Source organism: Shewanella halifaxensis HAW-EB4 (genome assembly GCF_000019185.1).
GTDB lineage: Bacteria > Pseudomonadota > Gammaproteobacteria > Enterobacterales > Shewanellaceae > Shewanella > Shewanella halifaxensis.
The window spans coordinates 1,945,909-1,969,037 of record NC_010334.1; the positions used below are offsets into that span (position 1 = coordinate 1,945,909).

At 44.4% G+C, this 23,129-nt stretch carries 22 protein-coding genes; 12 read left to right on the forward strand and 10 right to left on the reverse strand.

The window, feature by feature from the left end:
* The first annotated feature begins 141 nt into the window (after positions 1-141).
* Positions 142-270 (forward strand): hypothetical protein, encoded by a 129-nt coding sequence (locus SHAL_RS23570; protein ID WP_263053414.1) that lies wholly within the window; start codon positions 142-144, stop codon positions 268-270.
* 157 nt (positions 271-427) lie between these two features.
* On the forward strand, positions 428-880 hold the full coding sequence (locus SHAL_RS08400; RefSeq protein WP_041415920.1) for a hypothetical protein: 453 nt from the start codon (positions 428-430) through the stop codon (positions 878-880).
* A 147-nt stretch (positions 881-1,027) separates the two neighbouring features.
* Here the strand turns inward: SHAL_RS08400 and SHAL_RS08405 are convergent, their stop codons facing one another.
* Entirely contained in the window at positions 1,028-1,588 is a 561-nt protein-coding gene (locus tag SHAL_RS08405; RefSeq protein WP_012276725.1) for a VOC family protein, read from the reverse strand.
* A 91-nt stretch (positions 1,589-1,679) separates the two neighbouring features.
* Entirely contained in the window at positions 1,680-2,189 is a 510-nt protein-coding gene (locus SHAL_RS08410) for a L,D-transpeptidase family protein (protein ID WP_012276726.1), read from the reverse strand.
* Between the two features lie 211 nt (positions 2,190-2,400).
* Here SHAL_RS08410 and SHAL_RS08415 point away from each other — a divergent pair, with 211 nt between their 5' ends.
* Together SHAL_RS08415 and SHAL_RS08420 are read left to right on the forward strand one after the other, a co-directional pair.
* Complete coding sequence (locus SHAL_RS08415; RefSeq protein WP_012276727.1) at positions 2,401-3,234, forward strand: ion transporter; 834 nt, start codon at positions 2,401-2,403, stop codon at positions 3,232-3,234.
* A 42-nt stretch (positions 3,235-3,276) separates the two neighbouring features.
* Positions 3,277-4,803: an MATE family efflux transporter gene (locus tag SHAL_RS08420; protein ID WP_012276728.1), complete on the forward strand. Its 1,527-nt coding sequence runs from the start codon at positions 3,277-3,279 to the stop codon at positions 4,801-4,803.
* A gap of 44 nt (positions 4,804-4,847) precedes the next feature.
* On the opposite strand, the gene SHAL_RS08425 is transcribed toward SHAL_RS08420, so the two are convergent.
* A complete protein-coding gene (locus tag SHAL_RS08425; protein ID WP_012276729.1) occupies positions 4,848-5,093 on the reverse strand; it encodes a DUF2986 domain-containing protein in 246 nt (81 codons plus the stop codon).
* A 256-nt stretch (positions 5,094-5,349) separates the two neighbouring features.
* On the opposite strand from SHAL_RS08425, the gene yqfB reads away from it, so the two are divergent.
* From yqfB to SHAL_RS08450, 5 genes are all read left to right on the forward strand, one after another.
* Entirely contained in the window at positions 5,350-5,664 is a 315-nt protein-coding gene (gene yqfB / locus SHAL_RS08430) for a N(4)-acetylcytidine aminohydrolase (protein ID WP_012276730.1), read from the forward strand.
* A 183-nt stretch (positions 5,665-5,847) separates the two neighbouring features.
* The gene (locus SHAL_RS08435; RefSeq protein ID WP_150102075.1) at positions 5,848-6,492 is read left to right on the forward strand and encodes a TetR/AcrR family transcriptional regulator; all 645 of its coding nucleotides are present in this window, start codon (positions 5,848-5,850) and stop codon (positions 6,490-6,492) included.
* Positions 6,492-7,835 (forward strand): efflux RND transporter periplasmic adaptor subunit, encoded by a 1,344-nt coding sequence (locus tag SHAL_RS08440; protein WP_012276732.1) that lies wholly within the window; start codon positions 6,492-6,494, stop codon positions 7,833-7,835. Before SHAL_RS08435 ends, SHAL_RS08440 begins: the two co-directional genes overlap by 1 nt.
* The gene (locus tag SHAL_RS08445) at positions 7,832-10,948 is read left to right on the forward strand and encodes an efflux RND transporter permease subunit (protein ID WP_012276733.1); all 3,117 of its coding nucleotides are present in this window, start codon (positions 7,832-7,834) and stop codon (positions 10,946-10,948) included. Before SHAL_RS08440 ends, SHAL_RS08445 begins: the two co-directional genes overlap by 4 nt.
* Before the next feature lie 264 nt (positions 10,949-11,212).
* Positions 11,213-11,602, forward strand: a complete 390-nt coding sequence (locus SHAL_RS08450; protein ID WP_012276734.1) for a hypothetical protein — start codon at positions 11,213-11,215, stop codon at positions 11,600-11,602.
* A gap of 217 nt (positions 11,603-11,819) precedes the next feature.
* On the opposite strand, the gene SHAL_RS08455 is transcribed toward SHAL_RS08450, so the two are convergent.
* The 4 genes from SHAL_RS08455 to SHAL_RS08470 all read right to left on the reverse strand — a co-directional run bounded on the left by SHAL_RS08455 (position 11,820) and on the right by SHAL_RS08470 (position 17,135).
* Positions 11,820-12,794 carry an FUSC family protein gene (locus SHAL_RS08455; protein ID WP_041415921.1) on the reverse strand — a complete coding sequence of 325 codons (975 nt, stop codon included), beginning with the start codon at positions 12,792-12,794 and terminating at the stop codon, positions 11,820-11,822.
* Positions 12,795-12,951: 157 nt separating this feature from the next.
* Positions 12,952-13,737 carry a 5'-methylthioadenosine/adenosylhomocysteine nucleosidase gene (locus tag SHAL_RS08460; protein ID WP_012276736.1) on the reverse strand — a complete coding sequence of 262 codons (786 nt, stop codon included), beginning with the start codon at positions 13,735-13,737 and terminating at the stop codon, positions 12,952-12,954.
* A 331-nt stretch (positions 13,738-14,068) separates the two neighbouring features.
* Positions 14,069-15,031, reverse strand: coding sequence for a TerC/Alx family metal homeostasis membrane protein (locus SHAL_RS08465; protein WP_012276737.1), 963 nt, complete (start codon positions 15,029-15,031; stop codon positions 14,069-14,071).
* 1,141 nt (positions 15,032-16,172) lie between these two features.
* Positions 16,173-17,135 carry an integron integrase gene (locus SHAL_RS08470; protein WP_012276738.1) on the reverse strand — a complete coding sequence of 321 codons (963 nt, stop codon included), beginning with the start codon at positions 17,133-17,135 and terminating at the stop codon, positions 16,173-16,175.
* A gap of 322 nt (positions 17,136-17,457) precedes the next feature.
* On the opposite strand from SHAL_RS08470, the gene SHAL_RS08475 reads away from it, so the two are divergent.
* From SHAL_RS08475 to SHAL_RS08485, 3 genes are all read left to right on the forward strand, one after another.
* The gene (locus SHAL_RS08475; protein ID WP_012276739.1) at positions 17,458-18,807 is read left to right on the forward strand and encodes a DUF6602 domain-containing protein; all 1,350 of its coding nucleotides are present in this window, start codon (positions 17,458-17,460) and stop codon (positions 18,805-18,807) included.
* Positions 18,808-18,959: 152 nt separating this feature from the next.
* Entirely contained in the window at positions 18,960-19,688 is a 729-nt protein-coding gene (locus SHAL_RS08480; RefSeq protein ID WP_012276740.1) for a DUF2971 domain-containing protein, read from the forward strand.
* Positions 19,689-20,087: 399 nt separating this feature from the next.
* Positions 20,088-20,891: an ATP adenylyltransferase family protein gene (locus SHAL_RS08485; protein WP_012276741.1), complete on the forward strand. Its 804-nt coding sequence runs from the start codon at positions 20,088-20,090 to the stop codon at positions 20,889-20,891.
* A 188-nt stretch (positions 20,892-21,079) separates the two neighbouring features.
* Here SHAL_RS08485 and SHAL_RS08490 read toward each other — a convergent pair whose 3' ends face one another.
* The 3 genes from SHAL_RS08490 to SHAL_RS08500 all read right to left on the reverse strand — a co-directional run bounded on the left by SHAL_RS08490 (position 21,080) and on the right by SHAL_RS08500 (position 23,069).
* The gene (locus tag SHAL_RS08490; RefSeq protein ID WP_223296257.1) at positions 21,080-21,505 is read right to left on the reverse strand and encodes a hypothetical protein; all 426 of its coding nucleotides are present in this window, start codon (positions 21,503-21,505) and stop codon (positions 21,080-21,082) included.
* Positions 21,506-21,867: 362 nt separating this feature from the next.
* Positions 21,868-22,299, reverse strand: a complete 432-nt coding sequence (locus SHAL_RS08495) for a GFA family protein (protein ID WP_012276743.1) — start codon at positions 22,297-22,299, stop codon at positions 21,868-21,870.
* Between the two features lie 326 nt (positions 22,300-22,625).
* Positions 22,626-23,069 (reverse strand): universal stress protein, encoded by a 444-nt coding sequence (locus SHAL_RS08500; protein WP_012276744.1) that lies wholly within the window; start codon positions 23,067-23,069, stop codon positions 22,626-22,628.
* Positions 23,070-23,129: the final 60 nt, after the last annotated feature.

The window sequence follows — 23,129 nt, forward strand, 5'->3', positions numbered from 1 at the left end:
TCATTTAGATGAGGCTTTTTTATGACTTTTTTTATGATTATTTCTAGTCAGCTTGAAGCAATACGATTGAAATGAAAGGCCGTTTGCAGTTAACATAATTGTTACAAAAATGAGAGCGAATAAGCAAAAGGAAATTTGCGAATGAGTATCAATGCAACACTTTTTGGTCAATTTATCTTGCTGATATTGTTAATGGCAATGTTAGTGATTGGTGGGATAAGCTTCTATCTGGCTCAACGTAAAACCCTACTCCTAAACTCGTCGCGATAATTGGCGCTTTGCTGTCACTCTTTCCACTGTTAGGGCTCATTTTTATCGCTGCGCTAGCAGTACAAAAAGAGATACAAGACTAGAACGAAGAAATGTAAGTTATTGATAATCAAGTGCTAGGCTGTTCAGTTTTTAACTGAGTGCAAAGGAGTTGCATATGAAATATATTCCCGCTTTTGGTTTTGGCTTAGTGATAGCTCTGCTTATCACTTATGGCTTTCACTTTTCGGCAAGCTTCTCTCCCATTCTTAGTTTTATAACTGCGAGCCAAGGGCTAACTCGTAATAGTCCTGAGTGGTTAATGCTGTTGTTACACGATGGCTTTATTTCGCTGCTGTTGGCACTGTTTGTAATAAGTCTTTATCGCCGTTTTTTGCCACGCCTTCCTTTTAACTGGCTTGCCGGCATTTTGATGCAGTTACCTATGCTCTATTTAATGTATCGCTTTGGCGGTTTTTCAATGAACTTTAGCACGTTATATGAGGTAGTGATTTCCACTGTGAGCATTATCAACGGCACCTCAGTCATTATCATTTTTACCCTATTGCAGGGCTATAATCGATATGCCAAGAAAAAGCCTGATGCTGACATACCCTTGAGTCCTGATTAAGCTTGCTTTAAAGCAAGCCTCACGTTTGTTGTTTTAGGTGAGTGGGGCAATCGACTTAGCAGTAGGCTTTTTAGGACCTAGGACCTAGGAGCAGTTAGTACGCAAGCCTAAAACCTCCAAGTCTTTAACCTTATACCTTATCGCGCTTTACTCTGCTTCCGAAGCGATCACCGCTTTAATGCCGTGAGCATGCACCTTGACGCAAATGCCGTTTTTCTTAAAGGCAATGGTTGGATTTGCAAGGCGCTCTTTATCGCCTTTCGGTGAGCTCATTTTAACTTTAATATCGGTTGTTCCAGCCAAGACTGGCGCTAGCTGTGGGGCATGTTCAAGCAGCGCCTGAGTCAGTGTATCGCAATCTTTAGCATTACAATCGAGTACCAGCTCAATGTGCTCCCAACCTTCGACCGGGTAGACTTTATCGCTTGGGTAGGGCAGCTCCACACACTCAATGGCACTTGTGCCCATCATTAGTGGCGTGTTGAGTTCGATAATCAGAATAGGTCGGCCGTTAATCATGTTGTCAGAAATGATCTTGCCGACGCTTGAAAACCCGTGACGTAGTTCATCGGCGGCCTCAACGCTATTGACGCGAAGTGCGCTGTGGTCACATTCTAAATACAGAGAGTCTAAGCCTAGTTCTTGGGTAAAGGCCTGTATGCGTTGGCTGAATGCCGACCAGCTATTGATTAATTCTTGGTATGTCATCGGAGTGCCTTAAAGCAAAATGAGCATGAAATAAAAATGATGCTAATTTCTGATTGAAAAAAGTTAGGGGGAATAGAACAGTGAAAAACGCTTAGGGCCAGATCTCTATGGGAGTGCCTTCATCAATCGCTCGCCAAAGCTCGTCCATCTCGGCATTAGTGACCGCGATACAACCATCGGTCCAATTATACATCTGGGCTTCTTCTGGGCTCAGGCTAGAGTTAGGGTTTTCACCGTGGATCATGATCTGCCCTCCAGGGCTGATCCCCAGAGCGTCGGCGCGCAGACGGTCTTCATCATTCGGGTAGGAGATATGAATTGCGCGATAGTAAGCACTATCTGATTTTTTATAATCCAATAGATAACGTCCTTCGGGAGTGCGTTGGTCGCCCTCGGTCAGCTTGTGGCCTACAGGGTTATCACCCATGGCAATGCGATATTTCTTAAACACCTTTCCTTGACGCAGCAGTGTCATGCTTGCTTCAGACTTGGTGACTATCACTAAGTCGGCTTTACCGTTGGCCATAGTGCTTGCGAAAGTGAGCGTCGAAAAAAGCATGCTAGTCATTAGCAAACTGAGTGACAAAACAATAAAACGCATGAAAAACCTTGAGCAAATAAGCTAAAAAAGAGTCAATTATGGGGGCCATATTACCTTAAAATGGCGTGAGTGTTGATGCTAAAGGCTAAGATTATTTTTGAGCTATCCACATATGCGTGTCACACTATTGATATCATCTAATTTAAAACGTTGATTCGTCGGTTTAAGTCGACGACTTCTTCGCCACTTTTTGTAAGGAGTTGCTGTAGTAATGGCAACAAAGAAAGATCAAGAAAGTTTGTTAAAACTTAAGTTACGCCAGGTTATTTTTGGCACCGACACGCGGGCTGGTCGTTATTTTGATATCAGTTTAATGATATGTATCGTGATGAGCGTGCTAATTGTTTTCCTTGATACAGTAGCTAAAGTGCATGAGCGATATGGCGATATCATCGTCATCATGGAGTGGTGCTTTACCATTATCTTTACCGTCGAGTACATCTTAAGACTCTATTGCTCGGCTAAACCGCTCAGCTATGCCAAAAGTTTCTATGGTTTGGTCGATCTATTATCAGTATTACCCTCATACCTAGCGCTATTTTTCCCGGGCGCAAACTTCACTTTGGTGATTAGGATCCTACGTCTGTTTAGGATTTTCCGTGTCTTAAAGCTACTGCGCTATCTAAGCGAAGGTAATCTGCTGCTGCGCGCCATGATGCAGTCGAGCCGAAAGGTATTTATCTTCTTTTTCTCAGTCAGTCTTATTGTGGTCGTTTTGAGTGCCATTATGTATGTGGTTGAAGGACCTCATAATGGCTTTAGCTCCATTCCTAAATCCATTTATTGGACCATTGTGACCATTACAACGGTAGGGTATGGTGATATTACTCCTAAAACTCCTTTAGGCCAGGCAATAGCGGCATTTACCATGTTGTTGGGTTATTCAATTATTGCGATCCCAACGGGTATTTTAACTGCTGAAATTTCCCAGGAGATAGGCCGCACGCGTGATCTAAGGCGCTGCAGTAACTGTCTTAAAGTCGGTCATGACAATAATGCACTTTACTGCGACCATTGTGGCAGCGAGTTAGAGACTGACTTGTAAATACTATCAATATAATGGATTAGCCAAGGGCATCGAGGTGATATGGCTGTAGCCAAGTTTGTACAGGGATCGATATTACGTCATATCTTAGTGATGAGTTCTACCGCTGCTATCGGTATTTCGGCGCTGTTTGTGGTCGATTTATTAGATATTTTCTTCCTTAGTTTACTCGGGGAGCAAGAGCTGGCCGCAGCGGTAGGCTATGCTGGTACTATCTCATTTTTCACCACCTCTATTGGTATTGGTCTCTCTATTGCACTCGGTGCATTAGTGTCGCGCTCTATCGGCGCTAAAGAGACTGAAATAGCTAAGCGTTTGTTGCTAAACAGCTTAGTTGTGACCTTTTTGATTAGTGTTTTTGTGGCCTTTACCATATACATGTTTATTCCAGAGCTCTTAAGTCTTGTAGGAGCCACTGGAAAAACCGCTGAACTTGCCGAGAGTTATCTCAATATCCTTGTACCTTCCTTGCCGCTTATCTGCTTAGCCATGGCGCTCGGTAGTGCACTAAGAGCGGTCGGCGATGCCAAGCTGTCGATGGTATCGACCTTAATCGGAGGCGGGGTGAATGCGGTGTTTGACCCGATTTTTATCTTCATGTTTGCCATGGGGATAGAGGGCGCGGCAGTTGCCTCTGTTATGGCTCGATTTGCGGTATTTGCGGTTGCCGCTAAAGGTGTGGTGGTTAAACATAACTTACTTGGCCGCTTTAATTTCGATCACTTTATCGAAGATCTTAAACCGATTTTCGCCATTGCCGGACCAGCGATGCTCACTAACGTGGCCACGCCTATCGGCAATGCCGTGGTGACTCGCGCTATCGCCGACTTTGGTGATAGTTATGTGGCGGGCTGGGCCATACTGGGCCGCCTTATTCCTGTGTCGTTCGGTATGATCTTCGCGCTATCGGGTGCCGTTGGGCCTATCGTTGGCCAAAACTATGGCGCGCTGGAGTTTGAGCGAGTCAAAGAGTCATTAACCCGTGCTATTCAGTTTTGCACAGCCTATGTACTGGGCGTGTCACTGCTGCTGTTCTTAACTCGTCACCAAATCGTCAGCGTGTTTGATATGCAAGGCGATGCTGCAGAGCTGATCTTGTTTTTCTGCTCCTATATCGCAGTGTTCTTTATCTTCTCGGGTATTTTGTTTGTCGCTAACGCCTCATTTAACAACTTAGGTAAGGCTAAGTATTCGACCCTGTTTAATGTCGGTAAGGCAACATTAGGCACCATTCCATTTGTGTATTTTGGCGCACAGTGGGGGGGAGTCTATGGTGTGTTAATAGGGCAGGCAATCGGTTCGATTATCTTTGGCATTTTGGGAGTGCTAGTGGCGTACCAGTTGGTAGACAAGGTGCAAACCATGACCGTTGCTGGGCTTTATGGAGCTAATATACCGAAAGATGAAGAGAAAACTGAGTTTGATGAGGAGTTAAGCTTAAGTAGCCAGAGTCCAATGTCGTCATCTTGTGCCAATATGGCCATGGTGAATGAAGAACAAGACTGTGAGGCCAGTAATGAAGTAGCTGAGCTTATTGGCGTAAAAGAAGATAACGCTTCAACCAAGTAAGCTCAATCAAACGATAAAAGTCGTGCAGAAACTCGGCTTAGAGATTAATTTGCCGACGCTGCTTTTTCTTCGTTCGCTTCTACCGATGCGTCGTTAGTTGCTGTATCTGTGTCAGGTGTCCCTTCGGCAGCGAGTACTGCTTGCTCGGCAGCTTCTGCATCAAGTTTAGCCTGCTGTTCAGCGCGCTCAGCTTTAGATACATATTTTTTGATCGTAGGCGCAGTGTGCTTATTAAGGCGAGCCTTAGCACGTTTTGCGGTCCTTTTGATCATCTTCTGTTTTCTGTTCATGAGTTCTCTACGATATGCCTATTAATAACGTCTATATTACGACAATTGTGGCACATTGTGCGCCAAGCTAGAAATCGGATGCGGATTTTACCTTAAACGAAGCGTGACCGCTACTGCAGTATTGCGGCTAAAGTGAAAGTGATGTTTTTACCGGTATCATCAAACAGCTCACAAAAGGGGTGTATCAATTTAAATTAAGACATTAAAATAATGTCAAAGCATCAATAGTGGTGCATTAAAGAGTAGCAATAGCAGAATGAACCCACCGAATAAGATCACCTTTTTTAGCCGCTTCGAGGCCGATATTTTATCGGGTAAGAAAACGATTACACTGCGTGATGAGTCAGAGTCTTTCTATCAGGCTGGTCAGCGTGTTAGCGTGTCAAATTTAGAAGATGGTCGCTGCTATGGCGAGTTAGACATTTTATCGGTGGAAGAGGTGGCTTTTGATGAGTTAAATGACACCCATGCCAAGCAAGAGAATATGAGCCTTGAAGAGCTTAAGATATTAATTAGGCAGATTTATCCAGGGATCACTTCTATGTATATGATCCGCTTTTCATTAGCCTAAATGCATCAGCCTTATGAATTGATCTTATTAGCTTTAGTTCAATAATATTTGCAAGCTAACGGGTTAATTTTATGGAGTGTGCAGTTATTCAAAACTCTGGTTTTTGAATAACGATAGTTCATGCAAAAAAACAGGCCAGACAGTAGACTTGCGCTATTCAAGTGAATAATGCGGTTTGGTGTCATGCCTGAGAAAACAACCAATAAAGTCTGCCCCGGTAAAGCGTTTGATAAAGCGAGTGAACAAAATGTTCGCGCCGCGCTTATTCGTTCAGCAAACCAATGCTTTACCGCTTCAGATTATGATAGCGTCAGCATTCGGCTAATTGCCCAGCAGGCTGACGTTAACATGGCAATGATCCGTTATTACTTTGGTGATAAGTTAGGCCTGTTTGAGGCCATGGTGACCGAGCAGATCCAGCCTATCTATCAACGTGCGAAAGCACTACAAAAAAGTCACGACAAGCCCACGATAGCGGATCTGATCACTGAGTTTTACCAAACCATGATCCCCAACCCCGAATTTCCCCGTTTTCTATTTCGCTTAATGAACTCTGATGGTTCAAGTGAAGCAAAAGGCATTATTTTTAAGTTATTTACGCCTATTGTTGATCTGACTCCTATGCCTAAACAGTTACTCGAAGAGTGCGGCGATTTCGATCCTATGATGGTGAAGATGTCGATACTCAGTCTTATGATTTTTCCCTTTGTTATGCCGTTATCAATGGCAAAACTGCACGGTTATCAACTCAATGATGAATTTTATACTCAATTGGCCAAACACAATATTACACTTCTGCAGCAGGGTCTCTATGGGGGGAAGCAATAATGTCAGCGTTTAAGGGTAAGCGATGGTATTTCTTTCCTGCGGTTGCCGTGGGTTTTGTGGTGCTGGTGTTAGTGGTCAAGCTACGTAGTCACCCACCACTAGAGCTACAGGCAGAGCCGAGTAAGTTAGTTGAGGTTATATCTCTAGAAAAGAGCCCTGTGGTGGCGCAAGTGGATGCCTTTGGCCGCGTCAGCCCTAAGATCCAGTGGCAACTATTGCCTGAGGTCGGTGGTCGTGTGGTGTATAAACACCCAGATCTCGCTGTGGGTAAAATCCTTCCACAAGACACTCTGTTACTGGCTATCGACCCGCTAGATTATCAAATCCGTCTGGCTCAGGCACAGGCTGACCGTAAGGCCCTAGAAGGTCAGCTAGAAGGTAAGAAACTACAACTTAAAAACCTGCAGTTATCGCTGGAGATTGAAAACAATCGCTATGACTTGGTTAAATCCGATCTAAAACGCAAAGAGACACTGCGAAAACAAAACCTTATCTCCCAATCAGAGCTCGATGGTGAACGGCAAAACCTACTTGCACAGCAACAAAAACTGCAAGAGTTAGATAACAGCCTGAATTTGATGCCAAACGAGACACAAATTCTTGAGGCACAACGACTGCAAGCCGTTGCCCGTGAGCAGGAAGCGCAGAGTCAACTAACCAAGACCGAAATCCGTCTCCCCTTTGAAGGCCGCGTAGCCGAGGTCAATGTAGAAAGTAGCCAGGTGGTATCGCCGCAGCAGGTGTTAGCGCGCATTAATGGCATTGAAGTGATGGAGGTCGAGGCTCAAGTGTCACTGGGTGATGTGATGACCCTGATGAAAACGGTTAACCGACCACAGGAGCAAGAGAAGCAGTTACCTCGCGCCGAGACTTTGGGTTTGAGCGCCGAGATCACCTTAAAGGGCGCCACTTACTCCTTTAGTTGGCCAGCTCAGATCACTCGAATCGGTGAAACGGTGGATCCCACATTAGCGACTGTAAGCGTTGTTTTGCAGGTTGAGCAGCAGTATCGCGATCTAAAAATGGGCCAGTCGCCACCATTGGTGAATGGCATGTTTGTCAGTGCCCGTATTAAAGGCGGCGAGCGTGACTACTGGATGGTGCCTGAGCGTGCGCTGCACGGTGATAAGCTCTATATCATGAGCCAAGACAAGCGTTTACAGCTTGTCGATGTTCAAGTGCTGTTCCGTCAAGAGGGGCAAGCGGCGGTGCAAGGTAAGCTAATAGAGGGAATGCAGTTAGTATTAACCGACCTTATTCCCGCCGTTAATGGTATGGCGCTACGCAGCCAAGGGGTCGACACAAAGGCAGCTGTTCCTGCAAAAGGGGAGATGTTGCCGTGATTGGATTTTTTGTTCGCCATCCCACGGCGACAACACTGCTGATGCTGGCCTTTATTGTGCTGGGTATTAAGGCGCTGCCAGAGCTTAAGCGGGAGACCTTTCCCGAGTTTTCAAAAAATTACATTACCGCTCAGGTGGTGCTGCCCGGCGCATCACCGCAAGATGTTGAAGAGAACCTCTGTCTTAGAATGGAGGATGCTGTCGACAGTCTTGGCAGTATCATCGAAACCAAGTGTGATGCATTAGAGGGCGTGGCGCGCATGACACTAAAGCTTGATGACAAGGCTGATTTGAGTCGCAGCTTAGTGGATGTACAAACTAAAATCTCAGCCATTAAAGATTTCCCGGCGGAAATTGAGCCGCCGATTGTCGAAGAACTCGATTTTAACGAGCGTATTATCGATATCGCTGTGTCGGCAGCGACTAGCAAGCCTGAGCTTAAAGCCTATGCGGAAGATTTAAAGCGCCGTTTGAAGCTCGATACCAGCATTAGTCAGGTTGAGATCTCGGGGTTTTCATCCCATCAGTTACTGGTTGAGATCTCGCTCGGTGCTATCAAGCGCTTAGGCATGAGCGTTGCTGATGTGGCTAAACAGATTGAGCAACAAAACGTGCAGCTACCTAGCGGCACAGTGGAGACCCCAAGTAAGAACATTCTTATTCGCTTCGATCAGCGCGAGGTTGAGCCAGAGCGTCTTGCCAATATTGTCATTCGCTCCGATGCACTGGGTGGGGTGGTGCGTCTGCGTGATATCGCCACTATCACCGACAGATTCGAGCTCGATGAAGAGAGCATTCGCTTCGATGGTGAGCAAGCTGCCATTTTAACCGTGTATAAGAACAAGTCTCAAGATTCCCTGCGCCTTAAAGAGGAAGTGATTGGATTTTTAGACGCCGAGAAGTTGCGCACGCCCAATGGGATCAGCATCAGCACCTCAAACGACTTAAGCTCCTTGCTGTGGGACCGCTTAACCATGTTGGTTAAGAACGGTTGGCAGGGTGTGGTACTGGTGTTCCTGTGTATGTGGCTGTTCTTTAGTCTGCGTTACTCGTTCTGGGTTGCCATGGGCCTACCAATCGCCTTTATGGGCAGCCTGTTCTTTATGGCGCAGGTTGGGCTAACCATCAACATCATGACGCTGGTAGCATTTTTGATGGCGATTGGCATAATGATGGATGACGCCATCGTGATAGCCGAGTCGATAGCGGCTCACATTGAGCGCGGCATGAGCAAGGCCGATGCGGTGATCCAAGGCGTAAAGCGGGTGCTACCGGGGGTCGTGTCATCATTTTTAACCACAGTATTTATCTTCTCCAGTATCGCCTTTATGGAAGGCGACATGGGCAAGGTGCTGCGAGTGGTGCCGCAAACCTTGCTGCTGATCTTAACCATCAGCCTTGTGGAAGCATTTTTGATTTTACCCAACCATTTAGCTCACTCAGCGAAAGGGAAACAGCGAAAAACCAGCCGCTTTAAGCAGAAATTTAATCATAAATTTGAACACTTTAGAACCGTGCAGTTAGTGGCGGCGGTAGAGTGGGTGATCAACTGGCGCTACGTGTTTATGGGCTCGGTGATAAGCCTGCTGTTTATCTCAATCTCTCTAGTTGCAGGTGGCGCGATTAAGTTTGTCGGTTTCCCCGAGCTTGATGGCGATGTGGCCGAGGCGCGCATTATTTTACCGCCGGGCTCAACGCTACAGCAGACTGAGCATGTGGTTAACCGCGTCGTCAGTGTCGCCAAGGCGCTAGGTGATAAATACAGTGAAAAAGAGGACGGTCATCGTCTCATTCAGCATATCACCGAGCGCTTTAACTTTAACGCCGACGCGGGTGAAAACGGCGCCCATGTGGCAACCGTAAAAGTCGATCTGCTGAGCGCCGAAGTTCGCCAAACCTTGATGAGCACCTTTATTCGTGAGTGGCAGCAGGGCGTAGGGGAGATGGTCGACCCGATTGCGATTGTCTTTAAGCAACCGAAAATGGGACCTGCCGGGCGGGCGATTGAGATTCGTGTCCGTGGTGATGATTTAGACGAGCTTAAGTCTGCCGCAATCGATGTGCAGCAATATCTGCAAGGCTTTAACGGCGTTTCGGGCGTAATGGACAGCATGAGACCGGGTAAAGCCGAGATATTAATGACCCTGAAACCCGGCGCCGAGGCGTTTGGGGTTAACGGCATGATGCTTGCCAGTCAGCTGCGCGGAGCCTACTTTCATCAAACTGCCGACAATATTCAGGTGGGGCCTGAGAGTATTCAAATCGATGTGCAGCTCGATAAAACCGATGCCGCTAAGCTTGAAAATCTCGCCAACTTTCCAATCACCATCGGCACCGACGGTGAGCAGGTACCGCTATCGGCGGTGGCAGATTTTGAGTGGCAGCGAGGCTACGTCAAAATATCTCGTCTCGATGGCATGCGTTTTGTCACCATTACCGGCGAAGTAGATACTCACTTAGCCAACGCCAGTGAGATTAACGATGCCTTTAAGGCCGAGTTACTGCCTGAGCTTAAAAAGCGCTACCCGGGTATACGAGTCAGTTATGAGGGCGAAGTCAAAGAAAGCAAGACTACGCAAAACTCCATGGCCAGCGGCTTTATCGTCGGTCTATTAGCGGTATTTGCCATCTTAAGCTTGCAGTTCAAGAGTTACATTGAGCCGTTAGTGGTAATGGCGGTGATCCCACTTGGGCTTATCGGCGTGCTATGGGGCCATCTGTTATTGGGTTACTCCATGAGTATGCCCTCGATAATGGGTTTTGTGGCGCTTGCAGGCGTGGTCGTCAATGACTCGATTCTACTGGTGCAATATATTCGCTACCACGTAGAAGAGGGGCAATCGGTACATGAAGCGGTAGTGAGTGCTAGCAAAGAGCGCTTTAGAGCGGTATTTATTACTTCACTCACCACCGCTGCAGGCATGTTGCCGCTGTTATTAGAAACCAGTATTCAGGCGCAGGTGTTACAGCCACTGGTGGTCTCTATGGTGTTCGGTATCTTCGCATCAACGGCGCTGGTGCTGTTTATGGTGCCAGCCTGTTACGCGATTTTAGAAGATTTTGGCAAGGTTAGCTTCAGCAAGACCTATCCAAGCAAGAAAGTTGAGGTATAGAAGTCTAATCGAGTTTTGCTCATAGATAGTGAAAAGGCGCTAAATCTGATGATTTAGCGCCTTTTTTAAAATGTATGGCCTACGTTGTTGTCAGCCAGCTTGGTACCAACGGCAATTGTGCTGTTGATGGTGGCGGCGGATCGTGACTTATTTTCATGTATTTGATATGTGCTTTTACTCATTAGTTGATCTTAATCATAGCTGTAAGAGTAGATGGAGTAGATACTTATGACAATATTTTTGCAACAATGACAAGGAGTTGTTATGAGGTTTGTGGCGCTATTTCTTCTGCTCGGCAGTATTCTAACCAGTTTTCAAGTCTTAGCCATGGGTAAAGAGACTCAAGGCTATTCGCCTAATGAGTTGGTGTTTGTTCAGTCGGTCATGTATCAACCATTAGCTAAGTTTTGTCAGCGTCAGGATGAAGAGCTTTTTTACCAAAATGCATTTAAGCAATGGCAAACCCGAAACCAAACTAAAATCACCCAAGGGAGTAATGAGTTTACCGTTAGAGTGGAGTCGCAAGATGAACGTGTGACTCGGGTGATTAAGATGCTTATCCACCAAGTTGAGGCCGACTGGGGCGGAAGTGATAGTGAAAACAGAACGAATAAATGTCGCCAATTAAAGGATTATTTAAAAGAAGATGCATAAAATACTCAGTGACTCATGTAGCGATAGCGTAAAAACTGGGTATAGCGGTGATTAATTTGCGGTTTATTTAGCTTCTCTAAAAGTCACTATGTAACCTAACGGTGCGATGATTATCGTTTTGTGCTTCGATAATCATTGCCACATTTCAAAAGCGCTTTTGTCATAATTTAACCCCGCGGTTTCCCCTTACCTTTCAAGTGGATATTCTGCTTATTTGTTATATTTTGCTTTTAAAAACATGGATCCCATGGGTGATAATGAGCGCGATTGCGACCCAAAAACAGCCAATTAAGGTGTCATAGAAACGCCAACTCATAAGGTTTAAATCACCATTAGGTAATAGCGCAAAATTGATTGCCACCATCACAGTGACCGTTATCGAGAGGCTAAACAGTAAATAGCTCTTCCTGAGGCTATATGGGATCCAAAAGGCAAAAGCGGCAATTACCAGCGCTAAGCCAATCTGATCAAGATAGCGAACCGATAAGTAAGCAATAATGATCCCCAGCAAGGTGCCAACTATGCGGTCCCATAAGCGGTACCAAGAAAGCCTATCATTGATGTGCATCACGAATAATATCGTCAAGCCGACCCAACCGGGCTGGTTGACATGCAACCAATTCGCACTGAGCGTTGCAGCAAGTATGGTAAGTGGTAACGTTAAGCCATAAAAAGGGCCGTTGGTGTCACCTTTAATAAGCTGAAAAAACTCATTGCTAGGCGAGTGACCAACCTCGTCAATTTTATATAGCCAGCCTTGCAGTAAGATAAGGAATAAGGCAAGAAGTGCGCCATAAAAATAGGCTATACCGATAGCGGTTGATGCAGGAAATCCTAGTTGGGCCAATAATAGTGCTGTAGCAATATATTTGCCCAATAGCCCCCAGTAGGCGTGTTCTGGTTTGGGGAGACCGGCGAGAAAGCCGAACACGATTAATGCCGCAATGGCCATGTGTGGATGACCGATTAATGTGAACCCAAGCGCTGCGGCACAGATCACCGCCAAAACTCCAATAACGATAGCTAAGATTTGCTTTAATGCTTGGCTACGTGGGTCGAGTAGCAATGCGAGTAATGCACCTAGACTCATAAATGCAGCTTGGAGAAAATGCTGCGTAATTGCCCCGTAAAGGATTGGTAAGCCCATACCCAAAGAAAAAAGCACACCTCGAGTACGCTCATATACAAACATAATAGATTCTGATCGTTAGGTTGATAGTCAAAAGTATACAAGTTGCCGCAGAAAAGAATAGTGGTTTATTCAAGGCTAGCCGAGGCCAGATTAAAAAGGCGCTAAACCATCAGGTTTAGCGCCTTTTTAATCTAGAAGCGAATTCAAACTTTATTCATTACATTTCGCGGATCATATTTAGTGTGATGGCCACTGAGTTGTCGGCGGTTACCTGCTTAGCCTCTTCATAGACAAGATGCGCCGAGCCATCGGCTTTATCAGAGATGGTGCGAATGACAACCAATGGAATATCAAACATATCGGTGACCTGCGCCACTGCAGCGCCTTCCATCTCTACGGCGATAGCATTGAACTCTTGAAGTAGCATGCTGACTATGCCTTTATCGGCTATAAACTGATCGCCCGTTGCGATAATGCCCGAGTGTACGCGCGCTTCGCCGACCGCTCCTTTCGCCGCTTCTAGCGCTAGAGCTTGTAACTTTTCATCAGCGTAGAAGTAGCGATCATCATAACCATCAAGCTGACCTTTTGGCGCGCCAAAAGCGGTTAAGTCTACATCGTGTTGTACTAGTGCAGTCGAAATCACCACATCGGCAACATTCAGTTTAGGACCTGCCGCGCCAGCGATACCCGTAAAGATAATACTGTTTACATCAAACTGGTTAATCAACACGTAAGTGGTGATGGCGGCATTAACTTTACCCACACCTGAGCGGGTAACAACAACAGGTTTGCCTTCGATAAAGCCTGTGTAATAAGTATTTTTAGCAACTGTATGAGTTTGGCGTTGTGTGATTTCAGGTAGTAGCTTTTCAATTTCAGCATCCATCGCACCTAAAATTGCGATTGGCTGAGATCTAGCTGCAGTATCTGCAGGTTTTGCTTGAGTATTAATAGTCATAAGTGATGATAGTAGAGTGATAATGACAAGAGCGGTGCGCATCTTAGCGGCCTTCCATAGAGTTGAGATGCGCGCATCATAATGAGACCTGTTGTGAGAGTAAACGTGCTTTTTAGCTATTTTATTCTAACGTGAAGTCACCAAGATTCTATCAAAAATTGGTGAGATTAAATTGGCATTAATGTTTGCCTTCGAATGAAGCTTGATGACATTTCCCTGTTCCCTGTTCCCGATGGGGGCAGATGTGAAAGAGCGACCTTATGTGCAGATGCTGCTGCGATGACATCCTTGTCATCGAAGTTTGTGATTATGCCTACCTACAGCATCTTTCAGACTTACATACCAAAGCTTATGCCGAGTTGGCTATATAGATTTATAACGTCGTTTTTTCCAATTGGTGTTGCTTCCAAATGGATGCACCAATTCCGACTGCCAGCGAAGCTAGGATAACCCCAAGAGAAACAGACGTTGCGATAGCAAACGGGGTGTCAATAAGTAACATCTTGGTACCAATAAAGCACAGCATAAATGCTAATGTATGATGCAAATAAGCAAATTTACTCAACATACCACCTAGAACAAAGTACAGCGAACGTAGGCCTAATAAGGCAAAGACGTTTGCAGCAAGTACCAAGTAAGCCTCTTGTGTTACCGCAAAGATTGCAGGGATCGAGTCTAAGGCGAACATCACGTCAGTCATCGCAATGACCGTGACAACGACTAGCATTGGCGTTGCCAATATCCCAATGTTATCGCGGATAAAGAGCTTATTCCCATGATAGTCAGGGCTGAACCGCATAAATTTCTTCACCAAACGAACGGCAAAACTGTCTGAAAACGATGAGCTCTCTTGATCATGCTGACGCCACATTTGCACACCTGTCCAAATCAGGAAGAAACCGAACAGATAAAGTATCATGTGGAACTGTGCTATTAGTGGAGCGCCGACTGAAATCATGATACCGCGCAATACTAATGCACCCACGATACCTAACATCAGGATCCGCGGGACGTTTTTGTCTGGTACATTGAATTGAGCAAAGATTAGCGCGAAAACAAATAGGTTATCGACACTCAGTGACTTTTCAAGAAGATAACCAGTGATAAACGCTGTGCTAGCTTCGCTTGAAGAGAGTGGGCTAGTTGGCGACATCTCTGGCCAAAAGAGGTAGATAGCGCCAGCAAACAAGAAAGCCAGTGAAAACCAGAACACACTCCAAGCTGCGGCAGAACGAAAACTGATCCTGCCTCTTGTGAGTAATAAATCGATGCCAAGCATCAATAGAGTGAGAAAGACTAGGCCTTGATAGCCTGAAAAGAGTTCACTTAAGAACATAATACCTCCGACAGGCGGATGGCACAGAAAAGTGGGATACACCTGACCAACCGCATAGCTAAAATAGTAAAAGCAAATACGTGTTGTTGGTCTTGTCAAAACAGATTATTTAATGTGTTCTCGCGGGCCGGAAGCAAAAGCAACGGAATGACGACGGCGCGACAGAGTGACTACTCCCCAAAACGCAGACATCTTAGTCCTTTTCATTTAAAGAGAGAACCTAAAAATGGCAATACTGGTTAAATAATCTGGATATGTGGGGGCAGATATGTGGGTCCAGTGTAGGCTTATTTGATTGCCATTAATTTCTTAATCCAATTATCTACCTTTTGAGCCTTAGCTCTAACTTAGTGTTGTCCTGTTACGTCTTAGAGTGATCAGTTTAAGATGTTATTGGACAAAATCCATTTACCACGAAGGACACGGAGCGCTACGCTACACGAAGAAAAGCAACAGCTAGAACAAAAGCAACAGTAAAAGGCTCGTCATCAAATATTTTGATCTTTTGCTCTACGATTTTCTCCGTGACCTCCGTGACCTCCGTGAAAGCGCAGCGCTTCGTGGTAAAATTAGTGATTTGGGAAAAGTCATACTTACCTATATGTTCAACGCAAGTTAGCTCATTTTAGGACAAAAGCTAATCACCACGGCGAATATGGCGAAGCCATGTGCTAATAAACGAGAGCTAGGGATAGCGAACTGGCCGTTAAACACGGATGTTATTGGGACACCGAGGGCACGAAGAAAGGCTACAGTTAGCAGTAAGCTCAGATGTTACAAACTCGTTTTTGCCGCAAAGCTTGCTTGCTTTTGAGTGAAGCTGGCTGCAATCGCTTCCAGCGGGGGGGATGTGTTGGGGCACCAATGTCGTGGTGGCAAGATGCCAGAGAGTGACGCAAGTACAGATACTTCAGTGAGGCGCCGCAAGCACAATCCCTGTGGGCTCAGCCAAAACGTCCATGTTTTGGAAGCTCACTGCCGCATCTACACCTGCCCATCAATCTCTTCGAATTAGCCTAATTGCTAGCGTTTGTTAACTCACTTTTGTTCCAAAACGAATTAGCACCTGCAGTTTGATGATTACAGAGTTTCCCTCTCCTTAATATATTTTTGAATCCTATTTGGTTCAGTGATTGTCATGTTACAGACTATCTAGCGGACTCACCGTTCCTGCGTAATGTTGGCCAAGCACGTGAGTGTAGATTTGAGTGGTATTGACATCATTGTGGCCCAGTAGCTCCTGAATAGTTCTTATGTCCCGCCCAGCTTGAAGTAAATGGGTGGCAAAGCTGTGCCTGAAGGTATGGCAAGTGACACGTTTGATGATATGGGTTTTTCGCACCGCAGCTGCAAGTGCTTTTCGAATGACACTCTGATGTAAATGGTGTCTACAGTGAGTCTTAGTGTATGGATTATCACTTGTGGTGGTTGATGGAAAAACAAACATCCAGCCAGCTTGCCTAAATGCATTGGGGTACTTACGCTCTAGCGCATTGGGTAAAGATGGCCCTATACAATAGGTATTGTCCTTAATCTGAATAGCACGCGCAGCATCGATATAAGCAGGTAGTTTGATTGCACATTTTTGACTGAGAATGGTTTGTCTGTCTTTATGGCCTTTGCCATTTCTGACAGTGAGTGAGCAGCGTGCTAGATCGATATCTTGAATACGTAACCTTAAACATTCTGAAACCCGCAGTCCGCTGCCATATAGTAACTGGACAATAAGTTGGTCTCGCCCATTAAGCTGACAAAGAACCTCAGAAACTTCTTCGGTTGATAGCACAATAGGTAACTGCCTTTGTTTGGTGGCATATCTAAACCCCAGGTCACCTAGATCTTGCTTTAGATGCTTATGATAAAGGTACACAAGAGCATTGAGCGCCACTTTCTGTGTATTAATCGCAACATTACGTGAGTTAGCCAGAAAACTGAGGAATTGTGTCACTTCAGCTTGTCCCATTGTTTCTGGGTGACGCTTTTGCTGGAAGTTGATAAAGGCTTTAATCCAGTACAAGTATGCTTTTTCTGTTTTGATACTGTAACCGCGCATACGCATATGTTCACGAACTTGAGTCAGAAAAGGACTTTTTATAGCTGCCATGATAAATAACCTGCTCACTGTTTATCTATACAGTATTATCTACTTTACTCGATTCTTCAGGGAAAAATTGTGTAAATTATGTGCGCTTGCACTTGAGGCTGAAACATTTATCTAGTAGCATCAATGGCTTATGTTAGTGTTAATCTAAATAATAGGTTTAATAAACGCGCATGCGCGTTTTCTCTAAAAGTTATTGTTCTATATTTTATTTTCATCAATAAATACAGATAATTAGTTGTGCGCGTTTTAGCTGGTCTAATGAGGTAAACGCGCATGCGCACTATACAAATGTTAACCTTCTCTGAGGAAATTGGGAGTATCGATGAAGGATTGTTATGGTCAACATGGTTGGAAACAATTTCACCGAAATAGAAAAGATATCCTAGATGAGTTCGATAAAATCTATGAACAACAAGCAAATCGACCAGTTAAAACTGCACATGGAGATGCTGTAGAGGCATATCTAAGAAAATGGTTGAGTGAATTTTTGCCTAAAAAATATGCTGTTACATCAGGTTATATAATTCCTAACCTTTATGATGATTCAAAGATCTTATATCACTATGACATTATCATATATCAAGTTCTTGAAGCTCCAGTCCTATGGACGGAAGGCAATTACGATAATAGCCAGCAGGGTAAATATTTAGCGATCCCAGCAAAATACGTAGTAGCTGTGTATGAAGTTAAATCAAGGTTAACGAAGAAATCCATTGTCGACTCAATTGATAAGCTTAAAGAAGTAAATTCTTTTAAAGAACAGCTGCCAGCAACTTACCATAGCGGGGTAATTTATGTTGATCTCAAAGAGTCTGAGGTTAATAAAAAAAACCTTATAAAGGATTTATATAAAGGTGTAAACGCTCATGGCTTCATTGGTGGAATGGTACTCAGGTATGAGTCTGACGACACATCCACAGGGGTGATTTCATTAAACTCAATCGAAGCACCAGACTCAGAAGATAACTTACTCCCTTTGGCTAAAAAAATTGATGATCTAAATATTTATATGACCGAAAACGGAAACGCTCAATTCGCGGAGAGTGGTGGGGGAGCAACTGTCGTTTACACTGGTGAATATTGGGCAGTTTCAAAAAGCTATGGGGTCAGACACATAAGTAATAATGTGTTTTTGAGCCTCTCGTGGTCTAGAAGTGGCTTTTCTGAGTTTTGTATTCGTTTGATAAATTTATTAGACGGTAACTATGATCCTGATAAGCAAATAACATTTGGTCAAATATTTGAAAGACTCCCTTTAAAAGAAGCAAGCATACAGGGTAGTATCTGCATCCCCCAAAAGCCGTTTTTGCGACTAAGCATAAAAAAGTACAACCATAGTGAAATTCCTACGGTTACTTACAACGCTGATGAAGCGCAGATTAATTTCACTGTCTCATTGGATAACGTAGGCAACTTCCCTGTGACGGTGTCTGATGATGGATTTAAGTCAACAGTTGACCTAGCAGTGGGACGTAAGGCTGAAAAAGTAGTTTCACTCAAAGCTTCGATTGATGAAGGCAAATCTATCGAAGATTTTCGGCAAAAAGTTGAGTCTGGTAAACTGATAATTCCCTATCGTGTGGTGTATCACAAGCAAGGGGAAAACCAAGAGTTCATGCAAGTTAAGAAGAATGTGAGAGTAAGAGCTACAAGTGTTGAGGGTGTTAGCTAAGAAGGTTAACAAGCGCATGAAATCTGACGGGGCAAACTGTCCTATATTTTGCAATAATAAAGGACGCAAAAAATCGTCCCGCATGCTCCGCAGTTTATGCGGGCGTTAGGTTGCTCAGATATAAATTTTAGTTCCTTGAACATGGAGTAGTGATGCTTTTTAAGTATGTGTCTAATAGATGGATCGATAGTTTGATTTGTAAAAATGAAATCAGGTTTACACAATTTACAGCTTTAAATGATCCATTTGAGTCATCGGTGTTAATGCAACTTGATGAGCCAGCAACAGATGATGAATATGAAAAAATGCTGCCTTCTGTTGCCAATATAAGACGTTACTTAGAAAAGCCTTCAACTCAAGGAAGAATGACTGCCGAGTATTTCTCTTCAATATATGGGATTCTATCGCTGTCTAGAAATGTACACAATATGTTGATGTGGGCGCATTACGGTGAAAGTCACACGGGATTTGCTATTGGCTTCGATGAGCAACATGAGTTTTTCAAAGAATCTGGTGATAATGACTTTGAACCAGCATTAAAGAAGGTTGTTTATAGTAAAAATAGGGTAGTCCAAACACATGATGAAGAATTGATTTTTTGTCATAAATCTATTGACTGGGCATATGAAGAGGAAGAACGCCTCTTTAAACTACTCGATTTAGGGGGGGCTAATGGGAAACATTGCCAGTTTAATGAGCCTGTATATTTATTTAAAATCCCCAAAGAAGCGTATAAGTCCATATACATTGGTGCCAATATGCCGAAAGGTGAAGCAAAGAAGCTGATTTTAGCTTGTGAAACTCACCTTCCTCATGTTGATGTCTACACTGCTGAGGTTAGTGATGAAAAATACGAGCTAGTTTTTAACCCGCAAACCTAACAATCGCTTAAACCTGACTGCCAACCTGTGGCATTTTTGGTTCGGGTTGGCTTTTGTTATTACGGCGGTCTGGTTGAGTGCGGTGCAGTTGGCAGCAAGTTAAGCGGGCGTTAGGCATAATAATCTAGGGCAGGCATAGCTCGTCCAAAGCTCGATTCCCACGCCACGTTTAACCACGAAGCGCTGCGCTTTCACGAAGTGCACGAAGGTAAAGATAAAAAGTTCAAACTGCTTGAGCTGTTGCTTTTCTTTGTGGTCTCCGCCTTTTTCGTGGTGAGTCGCTTTTATCCCAAAGTGATTTAGGGCGGTTAGGCTTTGATAAAGTAGCGAAAACGGCTGTTTTTATCACAGTGAATAGATTATTCTCAGTCGGCAACCTTTTGAATTGGATCGAGTCAAATGCTTTGGACAATAGCGGAGAAGCTAACAGAGAGCGGTGTGCAAACCGGTGTATTACTGCCGTTAACAGATGCTGATACATTAATTGAACTAGATGGATTTAGCTATTTAGGCAACATAGTTACAGAGAATATGGCGAAAAAGCATCAGCCACTGGTGTCGAGACATGATCCTTTTATTGCTCCCTATGATCCTTCACTTTACATTGGAGAGGTCGGTTCAGAACATGTCTGTTTACTGAATAAATTTCCGATTATCACTCCGCATATATTGATCTGTGCTAAAGAATATCTTTCGCAAACATCGGCTTTGAGATTAGTCGATTTTCAGGCATGGGTTAAGGGCTTTTCTTCGGCCGATACGCTGGGTTTTTTTAATGCCGGGCACGATGCCGGGGCTAGCCAAATGCACCGTCATATGCAGTTAGTTAAAACGCCTATCTTATTAGAAGCTTCAATACTCTCAGGCCAATTACCCTTTAAGCATTATCTATTTCAATTTGAACACTTAGATGCCGAATTGTTGATGCAGCATTATAACGCCGCGATGATTAAGTTTAGCCGCTACAAAACGACCATGACTGACGGCGTCGCGGAGTGTTTACCTTATAATATTTTACTGACTCAGCGATGGATGTTAATTGTGCCACGCTCCACCAATGTGGTAGGCCCAGTCTCTGGCCATGGCTTGTGTTATAGCGGTCGATTTTTGGTTAGCTCAGAGGAGCAGCTTTGTTGGTTAACTGAGTATGGCTTTTTACAGTTCTTGACTGATTGTGGTTATCCAATAGAGTCATCGTTCTAGCCATAGCCATAGCCATAGCCATAGCCATAGCCATATTTACTGCAATACTGATATTCATAGCCAAGCAGCTTACTTATTTTAAAGTATAGTTTTAAAGCACAGTTTTAAAGGGCTGGTTGAAATGGGGTAAAGAGCAGATTGAAAGGGCAGAGATAATAAGCTGTCCTTTCAGTTGTTTAATAACATTTTTAAGAATTAAACTTGGCTACATCCGCTTCATCGGCACCATCATTGCACTCACCGCGAATAGTGCCGCGATCATACTGAATCGTACGACTGAGCTCTATATATCCCTCTTTGCAATAGCCTGTCATCTTGATGGTTTGCTGCAAGCCGTGCTCAATCTTTTCAGTCCACATTGTTAAATCCGGCCCTTGATAACGCTGCTTCGAGCGAGAGCGTTTCTTCTGGTTTGAGCGAACCTCGTGTGGCAGAGTCTGATTTTGCGGCGTTGCCATAGTGAGAATGGCGCGGTAGGTAAATAACTTTAAGCCATTACTCTTGATATCGGTTCTAAAAGAGTCGCTAACTTGCCCTGCAAATTTTTCGGGTTCGATATCGGGCTGACTACTACAGGCACTGAGCAAGGTACTCAGTAAGGTAATAATAGACAAAGCCGTCAGGCGGGATCTGATGCTTCCAGCTTTTGAAAGAGTGAGCTTTGAAAGTGGCAGTTTTAAAAGTATCAGCTTTGAAGAAGCATGCTTTGAAAGCCGTGATGTTAAGCGCATAGGGATTTTTTGTTCTAGTTTTTGGTTTATACGGGGCAGCATAACGTATATTGAAGTAAGTTAGCAGTGAGATTACAGGATTTTACAGTTCATGGGTTAGCAACGAGGGCGTTCGCAGGCTCACTGCTAGGGGGCTGCGCTTCTAGGTCCTAGGAAAAGACAAACCTAGTATCAGTTAAAATTCTGATTTATTTTGCCTAGCCCAGAACCCAGAACCTCTAATACCTAAGCCTAGAACCTTCATTTCATCTTCGGTTCTTAGCGTACCTTGGACAGTCATCTTGAATGTTAAACCATTCAAGTTGGCTGTCGGTGTAGATATGGTAGTTAGGTTTGATGGTGTTTGGTTCATCGAGTGTGGTGATACTTAAGGTGAGATATTGGCCATAACGCAGATCGCGAAAGCTTACTTGGCTGCCGCAATGCTGACAAAACCCGCGTCGAACATGCTCGGATGAGGCAAATTCTTTTGGTGGCTCAGTAAGCCAGGCAACTTGCTCCCGTTTAAAATCCATCCATGCGCCCACTACTGAGCCGGTACTTTTTTGGCAATGGCGACAATGGCAAAAGTCGGCATCGAAGGGCTGACCAGTTACGCGATATCGAACCTTGTTACATAGACAGCCGCCAGTTAACGGGTGACTTGGCTTAACAGTTGATTCTTTTATGTTAGTCATTTTGCTGCTTGAAAGTTTTACCAAGAATACAGATAGCTAAACACATCAGTGGCTTAGATACTAGGTTTTAAGCGGTAGGGCGCTGCGCTTCAGGGGAATGCTATTGTAGATTGGGCTTTAGCCCATCACCGCGGTATTTTTACGTCGAGAATTGACGGCATAAATGCCGACCTACATTGATAAAGATTTAAAGGCTAGGACGCTACGCTTCAAGGAAAAAGCATTGAGGCTTAACCTCTTTAGTTTTCCCTTTAGCGCAGCGTTCGTCTATGCCTGTTCGACTTGGCTTTACCTGCTTTTCCTAGATTCTAGGACCTTCTTTATAATCACTTAACTACTAATACTGGACATTTGGCCTTATTTGCCAGTGCCTCTGATACGTTGGGGTTAAGCATATGAGACAGCCCGGTATGACCATGGCTCGCGATAACGATCATGCCTACGTCGTTCTCAACACTGTCTTCTAGGATCTGTGCAAAGGTATCGCCACTTCTGATGGCGGTTTTAACTTGCAGCGTCTTATTCAGTTTTGGTTCAATCTCCTTTACTAGTGCAGCGAGTTTTTCGTTTGAATAGGCTTTAAGTTGAGTCTCCAATTCCTGACTGCTCTCTACTACGATGCCATAGTTGTGCTCCCCATAGGGTTTGCTCATCACGTGTAGCAATCGGATATTCACTTGATATAGGTTTGCCATCTCAATGGCGTAGCCTAGGGCGTGGGATGCAGTGTCAGAAAAGTCTGTTGGGCATAAAATTTGGCGAGTACGCATAGTAAACCTCGGTGATAATTAGGCGTAAAACATCATCTATACCTCACTATATACTCCCTA